General features: G+C 61.0%; 14 protein-coding genes. 11 read left to right on the forward strand and 3 right to left on the reverse strand.

Going from position 1 to position 19,184, the window contains the following annotated elements:
* Window positions 1-287 precede the first annotated feature (287 nt).
* The 5 genes from pgi (at window position 288) to malQ (ending at window position 8,143) form a co-directional block, all read left to right on the forward strand.
* Complete coding sequence (gene pgi / locus ESZ00_RS01165) at window positions 288-1,931, forward strand: glucose-6-phosphate isomerase (protein ID WP_129206341.1); 1,644 nt, start codon at window positions 288-290, stop codon at window positions 1,929-1,931.
* Between the two features lie 198 nt (window positions 1,932-2,129).
* On the forward strand, window positions 2,130-3,356 hold the full coding sequence (locus ESZ00_RS01170; RefSeq protein ID WP_164981276.1) for a BON domain-containing protein: 1,227 nt from the start codon (window positions 2,130-2,132) through the stop codon (window positions 3,354-3,356).
* 115 nt (window positions 3,357-3,471) lie between these two features.
* Window positions 3,472-4,338, forward strand: a complete 867-nt coding sequence (locus tag ESZ00_RS01175) for a metallophosphoesterase (RefSeq protein ID WP_129206343.1) — start codon at window positions 3,472-3,474, stop codon at window positions 4,336-4,338.
* A gap of 192 nt (window positions 4,339-4,530) precedes the next feature.
* A complete protein-coding gene (locus ESZ00_RS01180) occupies window positions 4,531-6,498 on the forward strand; it encodes a peptidyl-prolyl cis-trans isomerase (RefSeq protein WP_129206344.1) in 1,968 nt (655 codons plus the stop codon).
* 97 nt (window positions 6,499-6,595) lie between these two features.
* The gene (malQ, locus tag ESZ00_RS01185; protein ID WP_268235270.1) at window positions 6,596-8,143 is read left to right on the forward strand and encodes a 4-alpha-glucanotransferase; all 1,548 of its coding nucleotides are present in this window, start codon (window positions 6,596-6,598) and stop codon (window positions 8,141-8,143) included.
* A gap of 73 nt (window positions 8,144-8,216) precedes the next feature.
* On the opposite strand, the gene treY is transcribed toward malQ, so the two are convergent.
* Window positions 8,217-11,180 (reverse strand): malto-oligosyltrehalose synthase, encoded by a 2,964-nt coding sequence (gene treY / locus ESZ00_RS01190; protein WP_129206346.1) that lies wholly within the window; start codon window positions 11,178-11,180, stop codon window positions 8,217-8,219.
* Between the two features lie 151 nt (window positions 11,181-11,331).
* Between treY and ESZ00_RS01195 the strand changes: the two genes are divergently transcribed.
* The 6 genes from ESZ00_RS01195 to ESZ00_RS01220 all read left to right on the forward strand — a co-directional run bounded on the left by ESZ00_RS01195 (window position 11,332) and on the right by ESZ00_RS01220 (window position 16,440).
* Window positions 11,332-11,619, forward strand: a complete 288-nt coding sequence (locus ESZ00_RS01195) for a GNAT family N-acetyltransferase (protein WP_129206347.1) — start codon at window positions 11,332-11,334, stop codon at window positions 11,617-11,619.
* A gap of 103 nt (window positions 11,620-11,722) precedes the next feature.
* Window positions 11,723-11,905 (forward strand): hypothetical protein, encoded by a 183-nt coding sequence (locus ESZ00_RS01200; RefSeq protein WP_129206348.1) that lies wholly within the window; start codon window positions 11,723-11,725, stop codon window positions 11,903-11,905.
* Between the two features lie 125 nt (window positions 11,906-12,030).
* Entirely contained in the window at window positions 12,031-13,113 is a 1,083-nt protein-coding gene (locus ESZ00_RS01205) for a LacI family DNA-binding transcriptional regulator (RefSeq protein WP_129206349.1), read from the forward strand.
* A gap of 17 nt (window positions 13,114-13,130) precedes the next feature.
* Window positions 13,131-14,303 carry an MFS transporter gene (locus ESZ00_RS01210; protein ID WP_129206350.1) on the forward strand — a complete coding sequence of 391 codons (1,173 nt, stop codon included), beginning with the start codon at window positions 13,131-13,133 and terminating at the stop codon, window positions 14,301-14,303.
* A 61-nt stretch (window positions 14,304-14,364) separates the two neighbouring features.
* On the forward strand, window positions 14,365-15,840 hold the full coding sequence (locus tag ESZ00_RS01215; protein ID WP_229740873.1) for a GH1 family beta-glucosidase: 1,476 nt from the start codon (window positions 14,365-14,367) through the stop codon (window positions 15,838-15,840).
* Window positions 15,841-15,912: 72 nt separating this feature from the next.
* Complete coding sequence (locus ESZ00_RS01220; protein WP_129206351.1) at window positions 15,913-16,440, forward strand: hypothetical protein; 528 nt, start codon at window positions 15,913-15,915, stop codon at window positions 16,438-16,440.
* 85 nt (window positions 16,441-16,525) lie between these two features.
* Here ESZ00_RS01220 and fahA read toward each other — a convergent pair whose 3' ends face one another.
* Both fahA and hmgA read right to left on the reverse strand, forming a co-directional pair.
* Window positions 16,526-17,863 (reverse strand): fumarylacetoacetase, encoded by a 1,338-nt coding sequence (gene fahA / locus ESZ00_RS01225; protein WP_204520141.1) that lies wholly within the window; start codon window positions 17,861-17,863, stop codon window positions 16,526-16,528.
* Entirely contained in the window at window positions 17,818-19,113 is a 1,296-nt protein-coding gene (gene hmgA, locus ESZ00_RS01230) for a homogentisate 1,2-dioxygenase (RefSeq protein WP_129206352.1), read from the reverse strand. Before hmgA ends, fahA begins: the two co-directional genes overlap by 46 nt.
* Window positions 19,114-19,184: the final 71 nt, after the last annotated feature.

A 19,184-nucleotide genomic window follows, 5' to 3' on the forward strand; every position in this document is an offset into this window, starting at 1 on the left:
AACGACAAACGCCGCGACGGATCGATCCGTCGCGGCGTTTTGCTGTTTGCTGAACTGGCCACATCCACAAGTCCAGCGATGGGTACCAAGAATCAGCCCTCGTCTAGCTCAACCGGCGCACGCGCCGCCGGCGGGCAAAGGCTTTGTCGAGGGTGCCGAAGGCGAGAAGCCTGGACGGCCAGTTCATTTACAGCACTTTCACGAGACGACCAGCCTGCATTCGGAATCCAAGCAAGTGTATTAGGCTCAAAGAGAACACTTTTTTGTGAAAGGTAGATGGCACAACGATGAGCAACACTTCCGCTCCCGCCCAGACACCCCTGACCGAACTGGCCGCCTGGAAGGCGCTCGAGGCGCACTACAAGAGCATCAGCACCGCGCACCTGCGCGATCTGTTCAAGAACGATCCCGAGCGCGGCACCCGCCTCACGGCCGAAGCCGACGGCATCTTCCTCGACTACTCGAAGCACCGCATCACTGACGAAACCATCCAGCTGCTCCTCCAACTCGCCGAAGAGAGCGGCCTGAAGTCGCGCATCGACGCGATGTTCTCGGGCGAAAAGATCAACATCACCGAGAATCGTGCCGTGCTTCACGTGGCGCTGCGCGCGCCCAAGGGCGAGAAGATCGTCGTCGACGGCGAGGATGTCGTGCCGGAAGTGCACACGGTTCTCGACCGGATGGCCGCCTTCTCCGACCGCGTCCGCTCGGGCGAGTGGAAGGGCTACACCGGCAAAGCGATCAAGAACATCGTCAACATCGGCATTGGCGGTTCGGATCTCGGCCCGGTCATGGCTTATGAGGCGCTCAAGCACTACAGCCAGCGCGACCTGACCTTCCGCTTCGTCTCGAACATCGACGGCACGGACTTTGTCGAGGCCACGCGCGACCTCGATCCGGAAGAGACGCTGTTCATCATCGCCTCGAAGACCTTTACCACCCTCGAGACCATGACCAACGCGCACTCGGCGCGCGTCTGGGCGCTGGCCAAGCTCAAGCACGAAGCCGCCATCGCCAAGCACTTCGTCGCCGTCTCGACGGCGGAGAAAGAAGTCACCAAGTTCGGCATCGACACCGCGAACATGTTCGGCTTCTGGGACTGGGTGGGCGGCCGCTACTCCATGGATTCGGCAATCGGTCTCTCGACCATGCTGGCCATCGGTCCGGACAACTTCCGCAAGCTGCTGGCCGGCTTCCACGCGATGGACGAGCACTTCCGCACCGCTCCGCTCGAGAAGAACCTGCCCGCGCTCATGGGTCTGCTGACCGTCTGGTACACCGACTTCTTCAATGCCCAGACCGTCGCGGTTCTGCCCTACGACCAGTACCTCAAGCGCTTCCCGGCCTACCTGCAGCAGCTCACCATGGAGAGCAACGGCAAGCACGTCACGCTTTCCGGCAAGCATGTGAACTACGAGACCGGCCCGATCTTCTGGGGCGAGCCCGGCACCAACGGCCAGCACTCCTTCTACCAGCTCATCCACCAGGGCACGAAGCTGATCCCTTGTGACTTCATCGGCTTCTCAAAGACGCTGAACCCGCTCGGCAACCACCACGACCTGCTGATGGCCAACGTCTTCGCACAGGCCGAGGCCCTGGCCTTCGGCAAGACCGCCGAAGAGGTCAAAGCCGAGGGCACGGCCGACTGGCTGGTCCCCCACCGCGTCTTCGAAGGCAACCGCCCGTCAAACACCATTCTCGTTCCCGAGCTGACACCAGAAGCCCTCGGCAAGCTGGTCGCCCTCTACGAGCACAGCGTCTTTACCCAGGGCGTGATCTGGCAGATCAACTCGTTTGACCAGTGGGGCGTGGAACTGGGCAAGGTGCTGGCCAAGAACATCGGCCACGAGCTGGAGGGCGCGGAGAAGGTGACGTCGCACGACAGCTCGACCAACAACCTGATCAATCTCTACAAGAAGCAGCGCGGCTAAAGCGCTGCCACAGCAAATACTTCGGGGAATGAAGTCAGGCAACTGCCCGGCTCCATTCCCCGAAACTTTTTTGCCGGTCTGTGGTTCAAATAGATAACGCTTGGAACGGCGTCCGCGTCCTTACTGTTGAGCAGGAACGGAAAACGCCGGCCGGCATCCGAGATGCGGACCGGCCCACAAGCGGCGAGGTTGAACGAGATGAGCGGCAATCAGAATAAAACGTTGCGGACTATGCAGATGAACTTCCTGAAGGCTGGAACTGTCGGCCTGCTTTCCGGCTGCCTCTGGCTCTCAGTCCCGGTGCTGCTTGCACAAAATGCAGCTCCCTCCGACGACAATGTGCAGTCCAACGTGGCCTATGCCATCACGCACGACACGGCTCTCCAGGGCCAGCAGATCACGGCGACCACCTCCAATGGGCAGGTAACCCTGGCCGGCACGGTGCAGACCAATGCCCAGCGGCAGGAAGCGGAAACCGTGGCCGCCAATGTGACCGGGGTCAGCGGGATTGCGAACAACCTCAAGGTGACCGATCCCAACTCCCCGATGCCGGCCGCCAACTCCTCGGCTGCAAATCAGGCCAATACCCTTTCCGGTGACGACCAGGCTCCGGCGCCACCTGACGAAGCCAATATCCAACAGAGCACAGCTCCGCAGCCTCCGGCCGATGCCGGATCGTCGGGTTACGGACAGGGCGGATATGGCGCTCAGACCGCGCCTCGGAGCGGCTATCAGCAACAGCCTGCGCAGGCCTACTACAACCAGGCTCCGCAGCCGCCCAGCGGGCCGGTTACCATCCCGCAGGGAACGCTCGTCCGCGTGCGCCTGAACGAGACCATCGATACCTCGAACATCAAGACCGGAGCCTATTTTCAGGCCACAGCGGCTGCCGACGTCTTTCAGGGCGGCGTACTCGCCATTCCCCGCGGCGCCGTGCTCACCGGCCAGGTCGTCGAAGCCAAGAAGGGCGGCGAGCTAGGCGGATCGGCCAAGCTGCAGTTGAACCTGACCAGCATTAACCTCGAAGGCAGAAGCTATCCCGTCGTCACCGACGTATGGGACAACAAGGGTCCCAACAAGGCCGGCTACACTGCCGCGAACACCGTGGGCGGAGCTGCGGTCGGCGCTCTCATCGGCGGAATCATCGGACGCGGAGCAGGCGCGGCGATCGGCGCCGGTGTCGGCGGCGCTGCTGGCCTCGGAGCCTCGGCGGCCACCAACGGTCCGCGGCTGATCCTGCCCACCGAGACTCAGCTGGACTTCCACCTGACCACCCCGGTTACCGTACAGCCAGTCTCCTGGCAGGAGGCGCAGCGCCTGGCCTCATCCGCACCGGCGACTCCGGCCCAGCCCCGGCTGGTGCGTCGTCCGTACTATCCTTACGGCGGCTATCCTCCTCCGCCAGGCTACATTTACCCTTACTAACGCGCAGGTATCGCAACAGTTGAGCGGCCGGACGGCTTCCCCGTCCGGCCGTTGCGCTTTTCCACCATGGGGCTTTTCAACCGGGGCTTCCCAACCCTGCAGGTAGAATTTAAGAATGGAGACATCTGCAACTCAGCAGAAGCCTCGTATCAGCCGGCGTCGCTTCCTCGCTCTTTCTGGCGCCACGGCGCTGGGCGTTCCACTTTACGCCGCCGAAGTCTCCCGACATGAAATCAGCGTCGAGCACGTCGCAATCCGCATTACCGGCCTGCCGGAGGCCTTTCGCGGCTTCCGCATTCTCCAGATCTCCGATTTTCACTACGCGAACTTCACCGAGCCGTTCTTCCTCCGGCTCGTCGTGGAGCGGGTCAACCATATCCAGGCCGACCTTGTCGTGCTGACCGGCGACTTCATCTCCAACAACACCTGGGCACGTCCGGACATTCTCCGCTTCGCCTACGATTGCGCCGCGCATCTGTCACACATCCGCTGCCCGCAGCGTTACGCCATCATGGGCAACCATGACGCCGGATTCAACCCCAAGGCGGTGACCGCGGCGCTCGAAGAACATCACATCCCGGTCCTGAACAATGAAGCCGTTCCTCTTGAGCGGGAAGGCCAGCGCATCTGGCTGTCCGGGATCGGGGATGCTGTGACCAAGCACGCCCGTCTCGATCTGGCCATCCCTCCGCTTTCGGGACGCCCCGGTGAGCCATTGATTCTATTGGCCCATGAGCCGGATATCCTGCCGGAAGTGATCCCTCACGGCGTCGACCTGATGCTCTCCGGCCATACGCACGGAGGACAGGTACGCCTGCCTTTTCTGCCGCCCATGTTCCTGCCCGAGCTCGGCGAAATCTACACCGAAGGCTATTACCGCCTCGGCCCCACCCAGCTCTACGTAAATCGCGGCCTTGGCGCGGTGGGTGTCCCTTTCCGCTTCAACTGTCCGCCGGAGATCACGGTTCTCACGCTGGCCTGAGCCACGCCTCGATCCAGCCTGCTTCCGGAAGTCATTTGTGGGGGAAGTCATTTATACTGATGGCACTTCCTGTCGCAATCAGGAAAATCTCCTCGCGCAGCCCCCGGTCTCGCAATTCGGTCCCGCTCTCCGGTCACCGAGGCTGACTTCCGCTGCCCGCGAGCGATTTACAGCAAAGGTCGTCGTCCATCCATGATTCGTTTCCTGCAAAAGGACAGCCGCTTCATCAAAGGCGTATTCATCGCCATCATCTCGGTTGCCTGCATCACCATGGTCATTACCCTGGTGCCCGGCATCTTCCAGGATCAGGGGTCCTCGTCTGACACCTACGCCACCATCGGCCACGGCGGCTTCCTCGGACGTTTCCTTCCGGCTGAAGAGCAGGTGTCGACAACCGAAGTCCAGCAGCTCGCCGGCCGTATCCTGCAGCGCCAGGGCCTGCCGGCCTTCGCTCTGCCTTTCATGATGGGGCAGGCCGGCCAGATGCTCATTCAGCAGCAGATTCTGCTCAATGAGGCGCACCGCCTCGGCCTCACTGTCACCGACGAAGACGTTCGCCGCTTCCTGCACACCGGCATGTGGGGCGAGGTGCTCTTCCCCGGCGGCAAGTACATCGGCGATGCGCAGTATGCCAACTTCGTCTCCGAGCAATTCGGCCTGAGCCGCGACAAGTTCGAGGATCAGCTGAAGAAGGAGATCCTCACCAATCGCCTGCAGGCGCTCATCACCGGCAGCGTGACGGTCTCCGATGCCGAGGTCCGCACCACTTACATCCAGCAGGGCACCAAGATCAAGTTCGACTATGCCGTGCTGAGCTCCGACGACCTGCGCAAGACCATCAACCCGACCGATACCGAGCTGCAGGCCTTCTTCAAGCAGAATGCCGCCCGCTACGCGACGGCCGTCCCCGAAGCGCGCAAGATCCAGTACTTCGCCTTCACGGATACCAATCTGCCGCAGGGTGCCCCGCAGGTCTCCGACGCCGAGATTCAGCAGTACTACACCGCCCACCAAAAGGACTACCAGATCGAGGACCAGGTAAAGGTCCGGCACATCCTCATCAAGGTGGATGGCAGCGATCCGAAAGCTGACGCCGCGGCCAAGGCAAAGGCGCAGGGTATTCTCGATCAGCTGCATCACGGCGGCGACTTTGCCGCGCTGGCCAAGGCCAACTCCGACGACCCGGGCAGCAAGGTCCAGGGCGGCGAGCTGGGCTGGATCAAGCACGGCACCACCGTCCCCGAGTTTGACAAGGCAGCCTTCTCGCTCGCGCCCGGCCAGACCTCCGGCCTGGTTCGCACCCAGTTCGGCTACCACATCATCCAGACCGAAGAGAAGCAGACTGCGCACACCCGTCCGCTCGACGAGGTCAAGCCTGAGATCCAGGCAATGCTGATCCGCCAGAAGGAAGGCCAGCAAGAGCTCGCATTTGCGGCTCAGCTCTCCTCCGAGGCGCAGAAGAGCGGCATGGCGGCTACCGCGTCGGCCCATCATCTGCAGCTGGTTACTACGGATGACGTGAACCAGAGCAGCAACCTCACCGGCGTCACCGACAGCTCCAAGCTGCTCGCCGCAGCCTTCACAGCCAAGAAGAATGCAGCACCGCAGACCGCCTCCACCGGCGACGGCTATGCCGTCTTCCAGGTGATCGACATCCAGGCCGCCCACGCGCCGACCTTCGATGCGTGGAAGGATCACATCACCGACGACTTCCGTGACGAGCAGCTGCCTCAGCTGCTGGCCAAGAAGACTGCCGAGCTGGCGGATCGCGCTCATGCCGAGAACGATCTGGCCAAGGCTGCCAAGGAAGTCGGCGCAACGATCAAGAGCAGCGACCTGGTAGGCCGCGATGCCCAGGTGCCGGAGATCGGCGCCCTGGCACAGGTGGCTCCGCAGCTCTTCGACCTCAACACCGGCCAGCTCAGCTCGGCCATCAACACCGGCCACAGCGGTGTTGTCGCCAAGCTGACCGACAAGCAGTTGCCCAGCAACGACGATGTTACGAAGAACTTCGAAGCCACGCGCGATGCCCTGCTCGATCAGCGGCGCGAGGAGATGTTCTCTGTCTTCGCCTCGAACCTGCAGCAGCAGTACATCAAGGCCGGCCGCATCCGCATGAACAAGAAGGCCCAGCAGCAGCAACAGAACCTGCCCGGCTAACCCCTCATCGCTCCGCAGGGAGCACACAAGCAACCAAGGCCCGCTGTTCTCGAATCTTTCGAAAGGCGGGCCTTTTCTTTTTCCATATCAGCCCGGGATACTCCTTATGCCTTTTGAGCGCGCCTCTGGACTTCTCCTGCACATTACGTCTCTTCCCTCGTATGGTGGCATCGGCGATCTCGGTCCCGCGGCCTACGAGTTTGCTGATTTCCTTCACGCCGCCAAGCAGCGCCTGTGGCAGGTATTACCGCTGAGCCCCACCGGCTACGGCAACTCACCGTATGCTGCGCTCTCCGCCTTCGCCGGCAATCCACTGCTCATTTCGCTCGAACTGCTCGCACAGAGCGGCTGGCTCAAGCCGGAGAAGATCAAGGACCTCCCTGCGCCGCACGGCCCAGTCGACTTCGAAGCAGCCGCACGCATCAAGATGCCGCTCATTGAAGAGGCCGCCAGAGGCTTCCTCTTCTCGCATACGGATGAGCAATGGCAGCTCTTTGAGAACTATCGCCGTACCAACTGGAGCTGGCTCGAACCGTTTGCGCTCTACAGCGTGCTGCGCCACAAGTACAACCAGGTATCGTGGAACGAATGGCCATCTGGACTTGCCCATCGCGCCCCCAACGCCATACAGCGGCTGTGGGATGAGCATCGCGACGACATTCAGATTCAGCAGATCATCCAGTACATCTTTGACGAGCAGTGGTCCGCCCTGCGCCGCTATTGCAATGAGCGTCACATTCAATTGATTGGCGATGTCGCCATCTTCGTGAATTACGATAGCGCCGATGTCTGGAACAACCCCGGCATCTTCGAGCTCGATCAAGACCTCGCTCCCATCCGTGTGGCCGGTGTACCTCCTGACTACTTCTCCGCCACCGGACAGCGCTGGGGCAATCCGCTCTACCGCTGGGATGTACTCGAGCAGCAGCGCTTCGCCTGGTGGATCGATCGCGTGCGCCGCGCTCAGTCGCTCTATGACATCATCCGCCTCGACCATTTCCGCGGCTTCGAGGCCTTCTGGGCCATCCCCGCGGAGAACGATACCGCTGTCGAAGGCGCATGGATCAAGGCTCCCGGAGTACATCTCTTCCAGACGCTACGCGATGAGCTCGGCGTGCTGCCCTTTATTGCCGAGGACCTTGGCGTCATTACCGCAGAAGTCGATGCGATGCGCGAGCAGTTCGAGTTTCCCGGCATGCGCATCTTCCAGTTCGGCTTCGGCAACCGCCACGCGCATAACTATCTGCCGCACCATTACGTGCGCAACACCGTCGTCTACACCGGCACGCATGACAACAACACTACGCGAGGCTGGTGGGAAGAAGAGTCTTCCGCCATCGAAAAAACTGAGGCAAGCGCGTACCTCGGAACCGCTGGGAACGACTTCGTGTGGGACATGATCCGCAGCGCCGAGGCTTCGGTCGCCGATCTCTGCCTCATCCCCGTACAGGATCTCCTTAACCTCGGCTCCTTCGCGCGCATGAACATGCCCTCACGCGCGGCCGGAAACTGGAGCTGGCGCTGCGAGCCTGGCGTGCTCACCACGGAGCTCGCAGAAAAGCTCGCCGCCATCACCGCGGTGAGCGATCGCGACTATGTGCCTCCACAGGAGCAGACCGAAGAGGCCGCAAAAACTGAAGAATAAGCCACAGTAAGGACGACAAAGCGTAGAAGCGGCGTTCCAACTCTCAGGAACGCTGCTTCTACGTATATGCAGATCATTCGGCCAGAGTCAGCATGGCCACCGGGAAGGTATTGAACAGATCTGCCAGCCGCAGTGCGCCATCGTCGGCCACAGCACGCTCGAGACCGGTGAAGATATCCAAAAACCGCCGGCCATCGTAACCGGCAAGCGAGAGCGTATCACCACCCCACGCCTCACCCAGCGGCATCTTCGCTTCACCGCGCATCCGCGTGCAGGCAAAGCGCGGCACCGCGACCAGCACCGCCTTCCCTTCCAATCGCCGCAGGAATGCGATCACTTGCTGCGAAGCATCGCCTGAAGCCTGGAGAGCAATGTACTCGCCGCGCGCGAAGACTTCGGCAAGCTGCCGCCTCGTCTCAAGTGCGCGATGCACAGTCCATAGCTTGATGCGCCCATCGGAGACCTCTGCAACCAGCTCTCGACACAGCGCAACCTTGTCTTCCAACTGCTTCATCGCGTGCAATGCCGCGATGCGCCGTTCGTAATCAACCGGCCGTCGGTTGTCCGGATCGACAAGGCTCAAATCCCACATCTCAGTGCCCTGGTAGAAATCCGGTACGCCCGGCGAAGCAGACTTCAACGCCACCTGCGCCAGCGAATTCACCGCGCCGAAGAGCCGCAGCACAGGTATCAGCCCGTTCAACGACTCCACAAACTGCGTCTCCCGTCTGCCCGGCCTGGGCAGCAGCAGGTCTTCGACAAAGCCATGCACCGCCGCCATGTATTCCGGGTTCGGGCTTACCCAGCTCAGGTTGATCTTCGCCTCGCTCAACGCCTTGTGCAGATACTCCTTCAGCCGCTCGACAAAGGCCTTGCGATCTTCCAGCGAATCCATCTTCCACGGCCACGCGCCGAGAACTGTTTGATAGATCAGGTATTCTTCGTTCGCATCCGGTGCCAGGCGCCCATCGTCGATCTTCCGCCGCAGCTTGGCATTCATGCGGTACCAGCGGCGCACCATGCGCGGCCATAGGCTCTCCAGCTCCGAGATCACATTGAGCCGATTACGCACATCCTCGCTGCGCTTGGTATCGTGTGTCGAAGTACTGAGCATGGCATCCGGCGAATTCGCCAACCGCTCTTCATTGCTGGCGTGGAAGGTCTCAATGGAAATGCCGAAGGACTTCATCGAGCTTCCGACCTCGTTCGAGGAGAGGAAGCGCGTGTATACATAAAATGCCGTGTCCTCGACCCCCTTCGCCATCACCGGGCCGGTGAGCTGCTGGAACTTCAGGGCGAAGTACAGTTCCTTCTCGTCGATTGCCTCACCTTCGCGCCCATGCACCAGTAGTGTCTGCTCCAAGAAATCGAAGGCGGAGCCATCGATATCCGGACTGCGATACTTTGCGCGCACGATGGCATGGTGAATGACGGCGCGATCATGCCCGGTGTACTGACCACGATCGTCGATATACGTGCGATAAACCGGAAAGCAGGCGATCGTCTCTCGAATCGCAGTTTCGAGCGTGTTATCCGTGAAGTCGCGCACCCGGCGATTCGCTGCCGCCAGCTGGCTGAGAAGGTTGGTTAGCACATACGTCTCGCTGGCCAGCGCATTCTGCATCACCTGCAGCTTCGCGCGATAGATGATCTCGTCCGGATCCGGCACGCGTCCGAGCAGCACTGTATACAGCTGGTCGAACTTCTTCTGGTTTTTCTGCTGGATAAAGACCTGATTGGCAAAGTGAACGAAGTCGTAGCCCGATGTGCCGCTTACCGGCCACTCCTTCGGCAGCGCCTCACGCGGCTCGAGAATCTTCTCGACCACCACATAGAGCGGCCCGGTAATCGAGCTCCACTCGAATCCGCGCACCTCCTCGCGGATATCTGCCTCAATGCCATTCGGCGCAACCAGACCATGCGCCTCAGGCCCGGCGCACTGGCTCGCCGCATAAAGCAGCTGCAGGCGAATGAGGTATTGGCGCGGGTTGAACATGCCATCGCAGTGATCGATGCGTAGCCCAGTCACTTCCTTCGTCGCCAGAATCTTACGGATCAGGCTGTGCGTCGCCGCAAACACCGCCGGGTTCTCCATCTTGAGCCCGACAAGATCATTCACATCGAAAAAGCGCCGATAGTTGATCTCCTCCGATGACACCTTCCACAGCGCCAGACGGTAAGGCTGCGCCTCGAGGATTTCATGCAATTGGTCGAAGCTGCGCGGATCGTCTTCCCTGCCATTCACCTCGGCCAGCACCGCATCGAAAACCGGTCGCAATGCAGGATCGGCAAGGAATGCCTGCAGTCGCGGCTTCAGCTCTCTGAGCTGCTCGCGCCGCTGTGCCGCCAGTTCCGCATCGGCCGTGTAATGCGGAGCAATGTGTACAAGTTCGCGCAGCAGGCGACGAAAACCCTCCGGCATGCCCAATGCTTCCCACTGAACTTCGGGAAAGAGCAACGGCAAAGAGCGTGGAGCCAGGGGCATGATGTGGTCGTAATAGCAAACCACGGCACGGCCATCCTGGATGGCGATCTGCAGATGCTTCGCCTCGAGTTCGTCGCCGTATTGTTGCCCAAGGATCGGCAGCAGCAGCTTGCCCTGCATATCCGGTTTCAGCGGCGTCCAATCGATATCGAAGTATTCGGAGTACTCCGAAGCACGCCCATTCTCGAGCACGTCCTGCCACCACACCGAGTCGTTACCCACCCCCATGTGGTTGGGCACGATATCCAACAGGTAGCCCATTCCCGCCTCGCGCTGCCGCTCGCAAAAACGATGGAACCCCTCGTCGCCACCCAATTCCAGGTTGAAGCGATCATGCCGCGCGACATCATAGCCGTGCGTGCTGCCGGGCCGTGCCTCGAAAACCGGCGACGTATATATGTCCCCGATGCCCAACTCCCTGAGATACGGCAGAATCCGCTCCGCATCGGCAAAGCTGAACTGCGCGTGCATCTGCAACCGGTAGGTAGAAAGCGGCGCGCGCGCCTTTTCATGAAGGATGCGCGGCACACACTGCTCGAGCGATTCGCTCATCAAGCTTCCTCATTCCCGCATTGCTGCGTCTGACTTGCAAAAAATTAGAGCCGGCGCCCCTGCCTGCCTCCGCATTGGATGCCGGATCGACTGCCTGTGTTTGCATGGCAAAGGCTCCGCCCGGCTGCCACGAACGCGGTAGACTGATGGCATGTCCGACAGCAAAACCACCACCGTCACGCGGAAACGATTCGAGTACGAAGAAGAAGGCCACATCGCCTACATGGAGTTCGACACCGACGACCACGGCTGGCTCACTCTGTGGCACACCGAGGTGCCCGAAGCCCTGCGTGGCCGCGGCATCGCCGGAATTCTCGCCCGCAGCGCCTTCGATCATGCACGGGAAAACAGCCTGCGTGTGGACGTCATCTGCCCGGCAGCGGCTGCTTTCGTCAAAAAGAATCCCGAGTACCACAACCTGGTCGGCAAAAAGAGCTAATCAAGTCGAGCCGCTTCCACCGCTCCGCTTTACGCCATTGCCTCCCGTCGCAGACAATAACCCCAGCACGTTCCCCGTGCTTGATTCGCATTGAGGAGTTGCCATGCCCCTGTCCGGCGAAGCCATTCGCATGATGAACTACGTTGACGACGTCGCGACCACGCTGCGCCGCATTCAGGCCCTCATCCCCACGCTCACGGCCGAAGAACGCCAGCGTGTCTCCGAATATCTGGGTAAGTCCGCGCCCAGTGCCCAGGACGTACTTACCGCCCTTCAGGCGAAGTAAAAGCAGTCTGCGCGGGCTGGGCGGAGCCTCCGGCGTCCGCCCGCGCGGCTCTCTTCTCTCTGTCTTATCCCGGATTCTCACTACGGAGTTGCGCAAACACCCCGCCAGCCGCTACAAACACTGGTATGCCCAGGCGCAAGCAGCCAACCACGGCCACGCAAAACAAGGAAATCCCGACCAACCGGCCGATCAGCCTGAAGATTCTCGGCGAGTATCTCGATCTCTCCCCGGCTACCATCTCCCTGGTCCTCAATAACGCGCCCGGCGTCCGCTCCATTCCACAGGAGACGCGCGATCGCGTATTGGCCGCGGCGAAAAAATTCGACTACCGCCCCAGCTTCTATGCGCGCTCGCTGCGCCGCAACCAGAGCTTCTCCGTCGGCGTCCTGGTGCCTGAGCTGAGCGACGGCTACTCCACGCTGGTCATGAGCGGCATCGAAGAGATCCTCATCGAAGAGGGCTACTTTTACCTCGCCGCCAGCCATCGCCGTAAAAGCGATCTCATCGAAGAATATCCGCGCATGCTCATGGACCGCTCTGTCGAAGGCTTTATCGCCATCGATACGGCCCTCCAGCACAGCCTGCCGATTCCGGTCGTGGCCATCGCCAACCACCGCAAAATCGAGGGCGTAACCAACATCTCGCTCGATCATCGCCGCGCCGCCGAACTCACGCTCCGCCATCTCTACCAGCTCGGCCACCGGCACATCGCCTTCATGCGCGGCCAGACCTTCAGCTCCGACTCCGACGACCGCTGGCGCAGCCTGGTCGCCGCGGCCAAGGAGCTGGGCATCGAAATTCACCCCGAACTCACCTTCCAGCTGCAGCTCAATATCTCGTCGCCGGAGCTGGGCTATCCGGTCGTGCAACAGCTGCTGCATCAGAAGCGTCCCTTCACCGCGCTGGTCTGCTTCAACGACTTTGCCGCCATCGGCGCCATCCGCGCCTTCCGCGATCACAATATCCGCGTGCCCGAGGATGTCTCTGTCGTCGGCTTCGACGATATCCAGGGCGCAGCCTTCCATAATCCCAGCCTCACCACCATCCGCCAACCGCTGAATAGCATGGGCCAGACCGCTGCGCGCCTGCTGCTGCAGCGCATCCGCGGACTCAAAGACTATCCGGAGCAGGTCGCGATCGTTCCCGAGCTCATCATCCGCGAATCCACGCTTCCGCCGAATCCACGCACGCTTCCCCGCCACGGCTGATCCCATCGTTTCCCCGCATGTCTTCTCGCAAGCCTGTCTATCGTTTTGAATCCCTGCCCGCAGCCCCGTTCTATGCCGGCCTTATTCTCAGCGGGCTCGCCACCGTGCTACTCGGCCCCATTCTGCCGGCCATCAGTGTCCGCTGGAATCTCACCGACGCACAGTCCGGAGCGCTCTTTACGGCGCAATTCATCGGCGCCGTTTTAGGCTCGATCGTCTCGTCCTATCGCCGCCGCCACAGTGTCGTCTTCGGCCACATGGCCATCGCCCTTGGACTGGCCGGCCTTGCCATCAACAACTACTTCGCAGCCTTCGCCGCGCTGGTCATCATGGGCACAGGCATCGGAGCTGCCGTCACAGCAACCAACCTCATCTTCGGCACAGAGTATCCGGAAATGCGCGGCCGCCTGCTTACGCGCACCAATCTCTGCTGGGGGCTCGGCGCTGTCTCCGCGCCGCAGTTCGCCGCCTGGGCCGAACACCATGGCGCGCTGCGTCTCTTCCTGCTGGCCATCGCGATGGCGACCTTTGCCGTATCGCTCTGGCTCTCGCCCATGCTGCGCGGCGCGCTCTCTTTCCGCACCCGGCAGAACATTCCCACTCGAGACAATCTGACCGCACCGCTCTTTGTGCTCTTCAGCGCCATCTTGTTTCTGTATGTTGGAGGAGAGACGGCCATCGCCGGATGGATCTCGACTTACATGCACCGCTTCGCAGGCCTCACCGTGGCTACATCCAGCCTCATCGTCGGCATCTTCTGGCTTTCCATCGTCGCCGGACGCCTTCTCGCTCCCATTTTGCTCCGCCTCATGCCGGAGTTCGCGCTGCTCATCGTGTCCATTCTCGCTGCCATCCTCGGACTGCTGCCGCTGCTTGCGCGTCACTCCCTGGGATTCGCCATCGGCTCGATCGTGATCACAGGCATGGGTTGCGCTTCTATCTTTCCTCTCGCAACTTCGCGGCTGCTGGCCCGCGTCGGCCGTTCCCAGCGCTCAGGATGGATCTTCGCCATCTGCGGCTCCGGCGGCGCTGTGCTGCCATGGTCCATGGGGATGCTCTCCGAGCGCTCCGGCTCGCTGCGCACTGCATTCCTGATCCCGCTCGGCGCAATGCTCGCCATCCTCACCTGCGCCCTGCTTGAGCGCACCCTTCCAGAATCGCCGCCCCAAACCGATTTTCCTCAGCAGTAAACAGTTTTACTAAATTGCAGTGGCGGTGCTAGCATGGCCGTGCCAAAGGAGCCCCACTGCCTTGATCAATCGCCGCACCTTTTTGAATTACTCCGCCACACTCGCCGGCGGAGCTGCCTTCTCGCGCTTCTCTCATGCCCTGCCTCTGGCTTCCACCGGAGCCGAACCACCAGTCATTGATGTCGCCGGAGCCCGCTTTCCCGAGGGCTTCCACTGGGGCACGGCCACGGCCTCCTACCAGGTCGAAGGCGCATGGAAAGAAGACGGCAAGAGCCCATCCATCTGGGACACCTTCGCCCACACCACCGGCAAGATTAAAGGAAGCGACAACGGCGACATCGCCTGCGACTCCTACCATCGCTACAAGGAAGACATCGCCATCATGAAGCAGCTCCACCAGAAGAGCTGCCGCTTCTCCGTCTCCTGGCCCCGTATTCAGCCCAATGGCTCCGGTGCGGCCAATCAGAAAGGCATCGACTTCTACAGCCGCTATGTCGATGAGCTTCTGGCAGCTGGTATCCGCCCCATGTGCACCGTCTTTCACTGGGATCTGCCACAGGCTCTTGAAGATCAGGGTGGCTGGCCGAAGCGCGATCTCTACAAGCGCTTTACGGACTACGCTTCCATTCTCACTAAGGCGCTCGGCGACCGCGTCACCACCTGGGCCATCTTCAACGAGCCGTGGGTCTTCACATATCTCGGTTATGGCAGCGGTGTGCATGCGCCCGGCCGTAGAAACTTCGACGACTTCCTCAAGGCTGCGCATACCGTCAACCTCGCGCAGGGTGAGGCCTTCCGTGCAATGAAAGCAATCTCTCCGAAGGCACAGATCGGTTCAGCCTTCAGCATGGCTCCCGTGGAACCAGCTACGGACAGCGCAGCAGACCACGCCGCGGCAGAGCGCTTCCACGCCATCAATAACGTCTACTTCCTCTACACCGCGAAGCACGGAAAATACCCCGATGCCTTCGTCGGAGAAGCGCCCTACGAAGTGATGGGCTTCCAGGAAGGCGACGGCAAACTCATGCAGGCGCCGCTCGACTGGGTCGGCATCAACTATTACAACCGCCGCATCGTCTCCGACGCCGGCAAGGGCGGCAACCCTTACACGCACTACAACGAGTGGATGCCGGCCGAAGGCCCCATCACGTACAACGGATGGGAGGTATGGCCGCGCGGGATCTACGACATCGTTACGCGCATCTCGAAAGAGTACGACCGCCCCATCATCGAGATCACGGAAAACGGCTGCGCCTACTCCGACGGCCCTCTGCCCGAGGACTCGGCGAAGGTTCCCGATGCACGCCGCATCGAGTTCTATAAGGGGCATCTCGCAGAGTTGGCTCGCGCCATCAAGGATGGAGCCGACGTGCGCGGCTACCATGCCTGGAGCCTGCTCGATAACTACGAGTGGGCCGAGGGCTACAGCCAGCGCTTCGGTCTGGTCTATGTGGATTTCCGCGATCAGCGCCGCACCATCAAGGACTCCGGTCACTGGTATGGCCGCGTCGCAGCAACCAGCCGCCTCGAGGCCTGAGCGCCTGTGCATCCTTGTCATGCGTCGAGGCGATATACTCCGACTCGACGCATGACAGAAAGGATCACAAGCATGTCCCTTCTCAAGCTCGCACTCGCCTGCGCGCTGACTCTTGCCCCGCTTCCCTCGCTGGCACAGGCCGCGCCCGCATCAACTGCGATTCTTCACCCCGCCGATCTTGGCAAACTATTGCCGGATGCCGTCTTCTTCCGCGGCCAGACCGCAACCACACAGGCGCGGAACTCCGGCGGGATCAAATTCGCCGATGGCCTCTATCTCGTCACAGCGCTTGTCGACAACTCCGGCTACTCCACCGGCATTCAGGAAAAGTATCAGGCTTATTTGCTGACCGAAGTCCCGCTCGACTTCCATGGCCAAAAGCTTATTCCCGGTTCCTACGGCATAGGCATCATCAAGCCCAATGGCTCACCGCAATTTGTCGTGCAGGATATCGGGGCGCATGACCTGTTCACAGTCGATGCAGCCACCGATGCGAAACTGCATCGCCCGACACCGCTTCAGGTTGTTGCAGGGGAAAAGGCCGGCAGCTACCGCCTTTACTTCGGCCGCAATTACATCGAGTTCACCCGCGCGGAATAAGCATTTCCCCTGATACCGTGGAGCCGCCAACGGGGTGCCACAACATTTTCCTTGCGAAAGACAGCACCAGCGACCTCGCCACACGCTACACCATCAGAGGAAATACTCCAGCGCCGCGCACTACGCCGATACAGGCCCCGAAGCCAATCCTCCGCTGGCCTTCGGCGGCACAGAAACCTCGCAACGTCACCTCATCGCCATCCTCAAGCCACAGCCGCTGCTCGCCGTTCGGCAGGAGCAGCGGCTCGGTTCCGCGTTGCGTGATCTCGAGCAGGCATCCGCGGCCTCCATCCTCAGCGCCGGAAACGGTGCCAGTCGCAAACAAATCGCCGGCACGCAGGTTGCAGCCATTGCTGGTGTGATGGACAAGCATCTGTAACGGTGTCCAGTACAAATCTCTCAGATTCGCCGCACTCAGCTGCACAGCAGCCTGACCGTTCCTCCGCATCTGCGCCGTCCGCAGCCACACCTCAAGCTGCAGATCGATACCACCGCGCCGACCATTCTCTTTCCCTGCAAGATGCGGCAAAACAGCTGGCTCTCCATCCGCTCGCACCGGAGCTGGCACACGAAATGGCTCGAGTGCCTCCATCGTCACCACCCATGGAGAGATGGTCGTCGCAAAATTCTTCCCTAGAAACGGACCCAGAGGCTGGTACTCCCATGATTGGATATCCCGCGCCGACCAGTCATTCAGTAGGCAGGCCCCGAAGAGATGCGCTTCCGCATCCGCCATCGCTACCGGCTCGCCAGGAAGATTACCTCTGCCGATGAAAAATCCCACCTCCAGCTCATAATCCAACGCTTCCGTGGGCGCAAAGCACGGAGCCACTTCCCCCGATCTGCGGAACTGTCCCCATGGCCTGCGGATCGGCGCTCCGCTCGCCAGCAGCGACGATGCACGGCCGTGGTAGCCAATCGGCAGATATTTGTAACTCTGAGGAAGCGGATTGTCCGGCCGCAGCATACGCCCCACACGCGTCGCGTGATGAATCGAGGCATAGAAGTCGGTGTAATCTCCGACCACTACAGGCATGCACATCTGCACTGCGCCTTGCAGATGCAGCAGCCCGCTCATGAAGCGCTGTGCCGCGGCGTCTGCCAGCAGTTCCTGCACGCGTGCGCGCAATTCTCGACTCGCATCCCGGCCTAATGCCATCAACGCATTCAAGACAGAGGCCTCGAGAGACTTACGCACCTCCGCATCGAGAGTATCGAACAACCCGGCTCTCGCAGCGCCGCGCAGATCGAGCACGCGGTCTCCAATCGCCATACCGATCCGCGCCGCCTCTTCCCCTGTAGTAAAAACACCCAGCGGCAGGTTCTCGAGCGGAAAATCCGTCTCTTCCGTGTTCGCACTTTCTACCCAGCTGCGCATCATCGTTGCGGCGCCCGGAAGTGCTTCTTCAGCCCCTGCCAGCATTCGTAATATTCATGCTGCAGAATCTTCGTCTCCATGGCGAATTTCGTTGGCCGCACCACCATCTGCGTCTCAAACATGAAGGCCAGTGTGTTGTCGAGATACTGCGGCTTCAACTCTGCCGCAGACGCGCGCTCCCAGGTCTCGGCATCCGGTCCATGTCCGGCCATGCAGTTGTGCAGGCTTGCGCCTCCCGGCACAAATCCTTCAGCCTTGGCGTCGTACTGCCCAAAGACGAGCCCCATGAACTCATTCATCAGGTTGCGATGGAACCACGGAGGACGGAAGGTATGCTCGGCGACCATCCAGCGCGGAGGAAAGATGGCAAAATCCACATTCGCGGTTCCAGGTGTGTGCGAAGGCGAGGTGAGCACCGTGTAAATCGAAGGATCAGGATGATCGAAGCTTACCGTATTGATGCAGTTAAAGAGCCGCAGATCATACTTATACGGGGTGTAATTTCCGTGCCACGCGACGACATCCAGCGGCGAATGATCGATCTCCGCCTGCCACAGCTTTCCGAGAAATTTACTTACGATGTGAAACAATCCTTCGCGATCCTCATAGGCGGCTTCAGGAGCGAGAAAATCCCGCGCATTCGCGAGACCATTCGCACCGATCGGCCCCAGCTCCGGCAACCGGAATGCGAGACCATAGTTCTCGCAGAGGTATCCACGCGACGGCCCATCGAGCACAACGCGGAACTTCACGCCCCGCGGAATGACTGCAATTTCACCGGGCTCGACGGCGAGCACGCCAAGCTCGGTATGCAGCCTGAGCGCGCCCTGTTGCGGAACGAGAAGCAACTCGCCATCGGCGTCATAAAAGAAGCGATCTACCATCGAGACATTCGCCGCATAAAGGTGAATCGCCACACCTACCTGCAACGCCGGATCGCCGTTGCCTCCCAACGTGACCAGCCCATCCACGAAGTCAGTCGGCTGCTCGGGGATCGGCAGAGGATTCCAGCGAAGCTGATTGGGAGAAGTCGGTATCTCGTCGAACGGCCCGCTGCGCAGCAGCCCGCACTGCATCGGCTCATAGGGCTTGTGCGTCACCGATGGCCGTATGCGATAGGTCCACGTCCGCCGGTTCACAGCACGCGGCGCAGTAAAGGGAGTACCGCTGAACTGCTCCGTGTAAAGCCCGAGCGGCGACCGCTGCGGCGAATTCTGCCCCTGCGGCAGCGCGCCCGCCTCAGCCTCAGAGGCAAATTCGTTCCCGAATCCCGATTGGTAGCGAAGCCTATCCATTTCCATGCTCCTCAACAAAACCCAACAAGGTATCCGCAGGAGGAGAGCTTTGGCAAACGCGAGGGCAATCA

Source organism: Silvibacterium dinghuense (assembly GCF_004123295.1).
Lineage (GTDB): Bacteria > Acidobacteriota > Terriglobia > Terriglobales > Acidobacteriaceae > Silvibacterium > Silvibacterium dinghuense.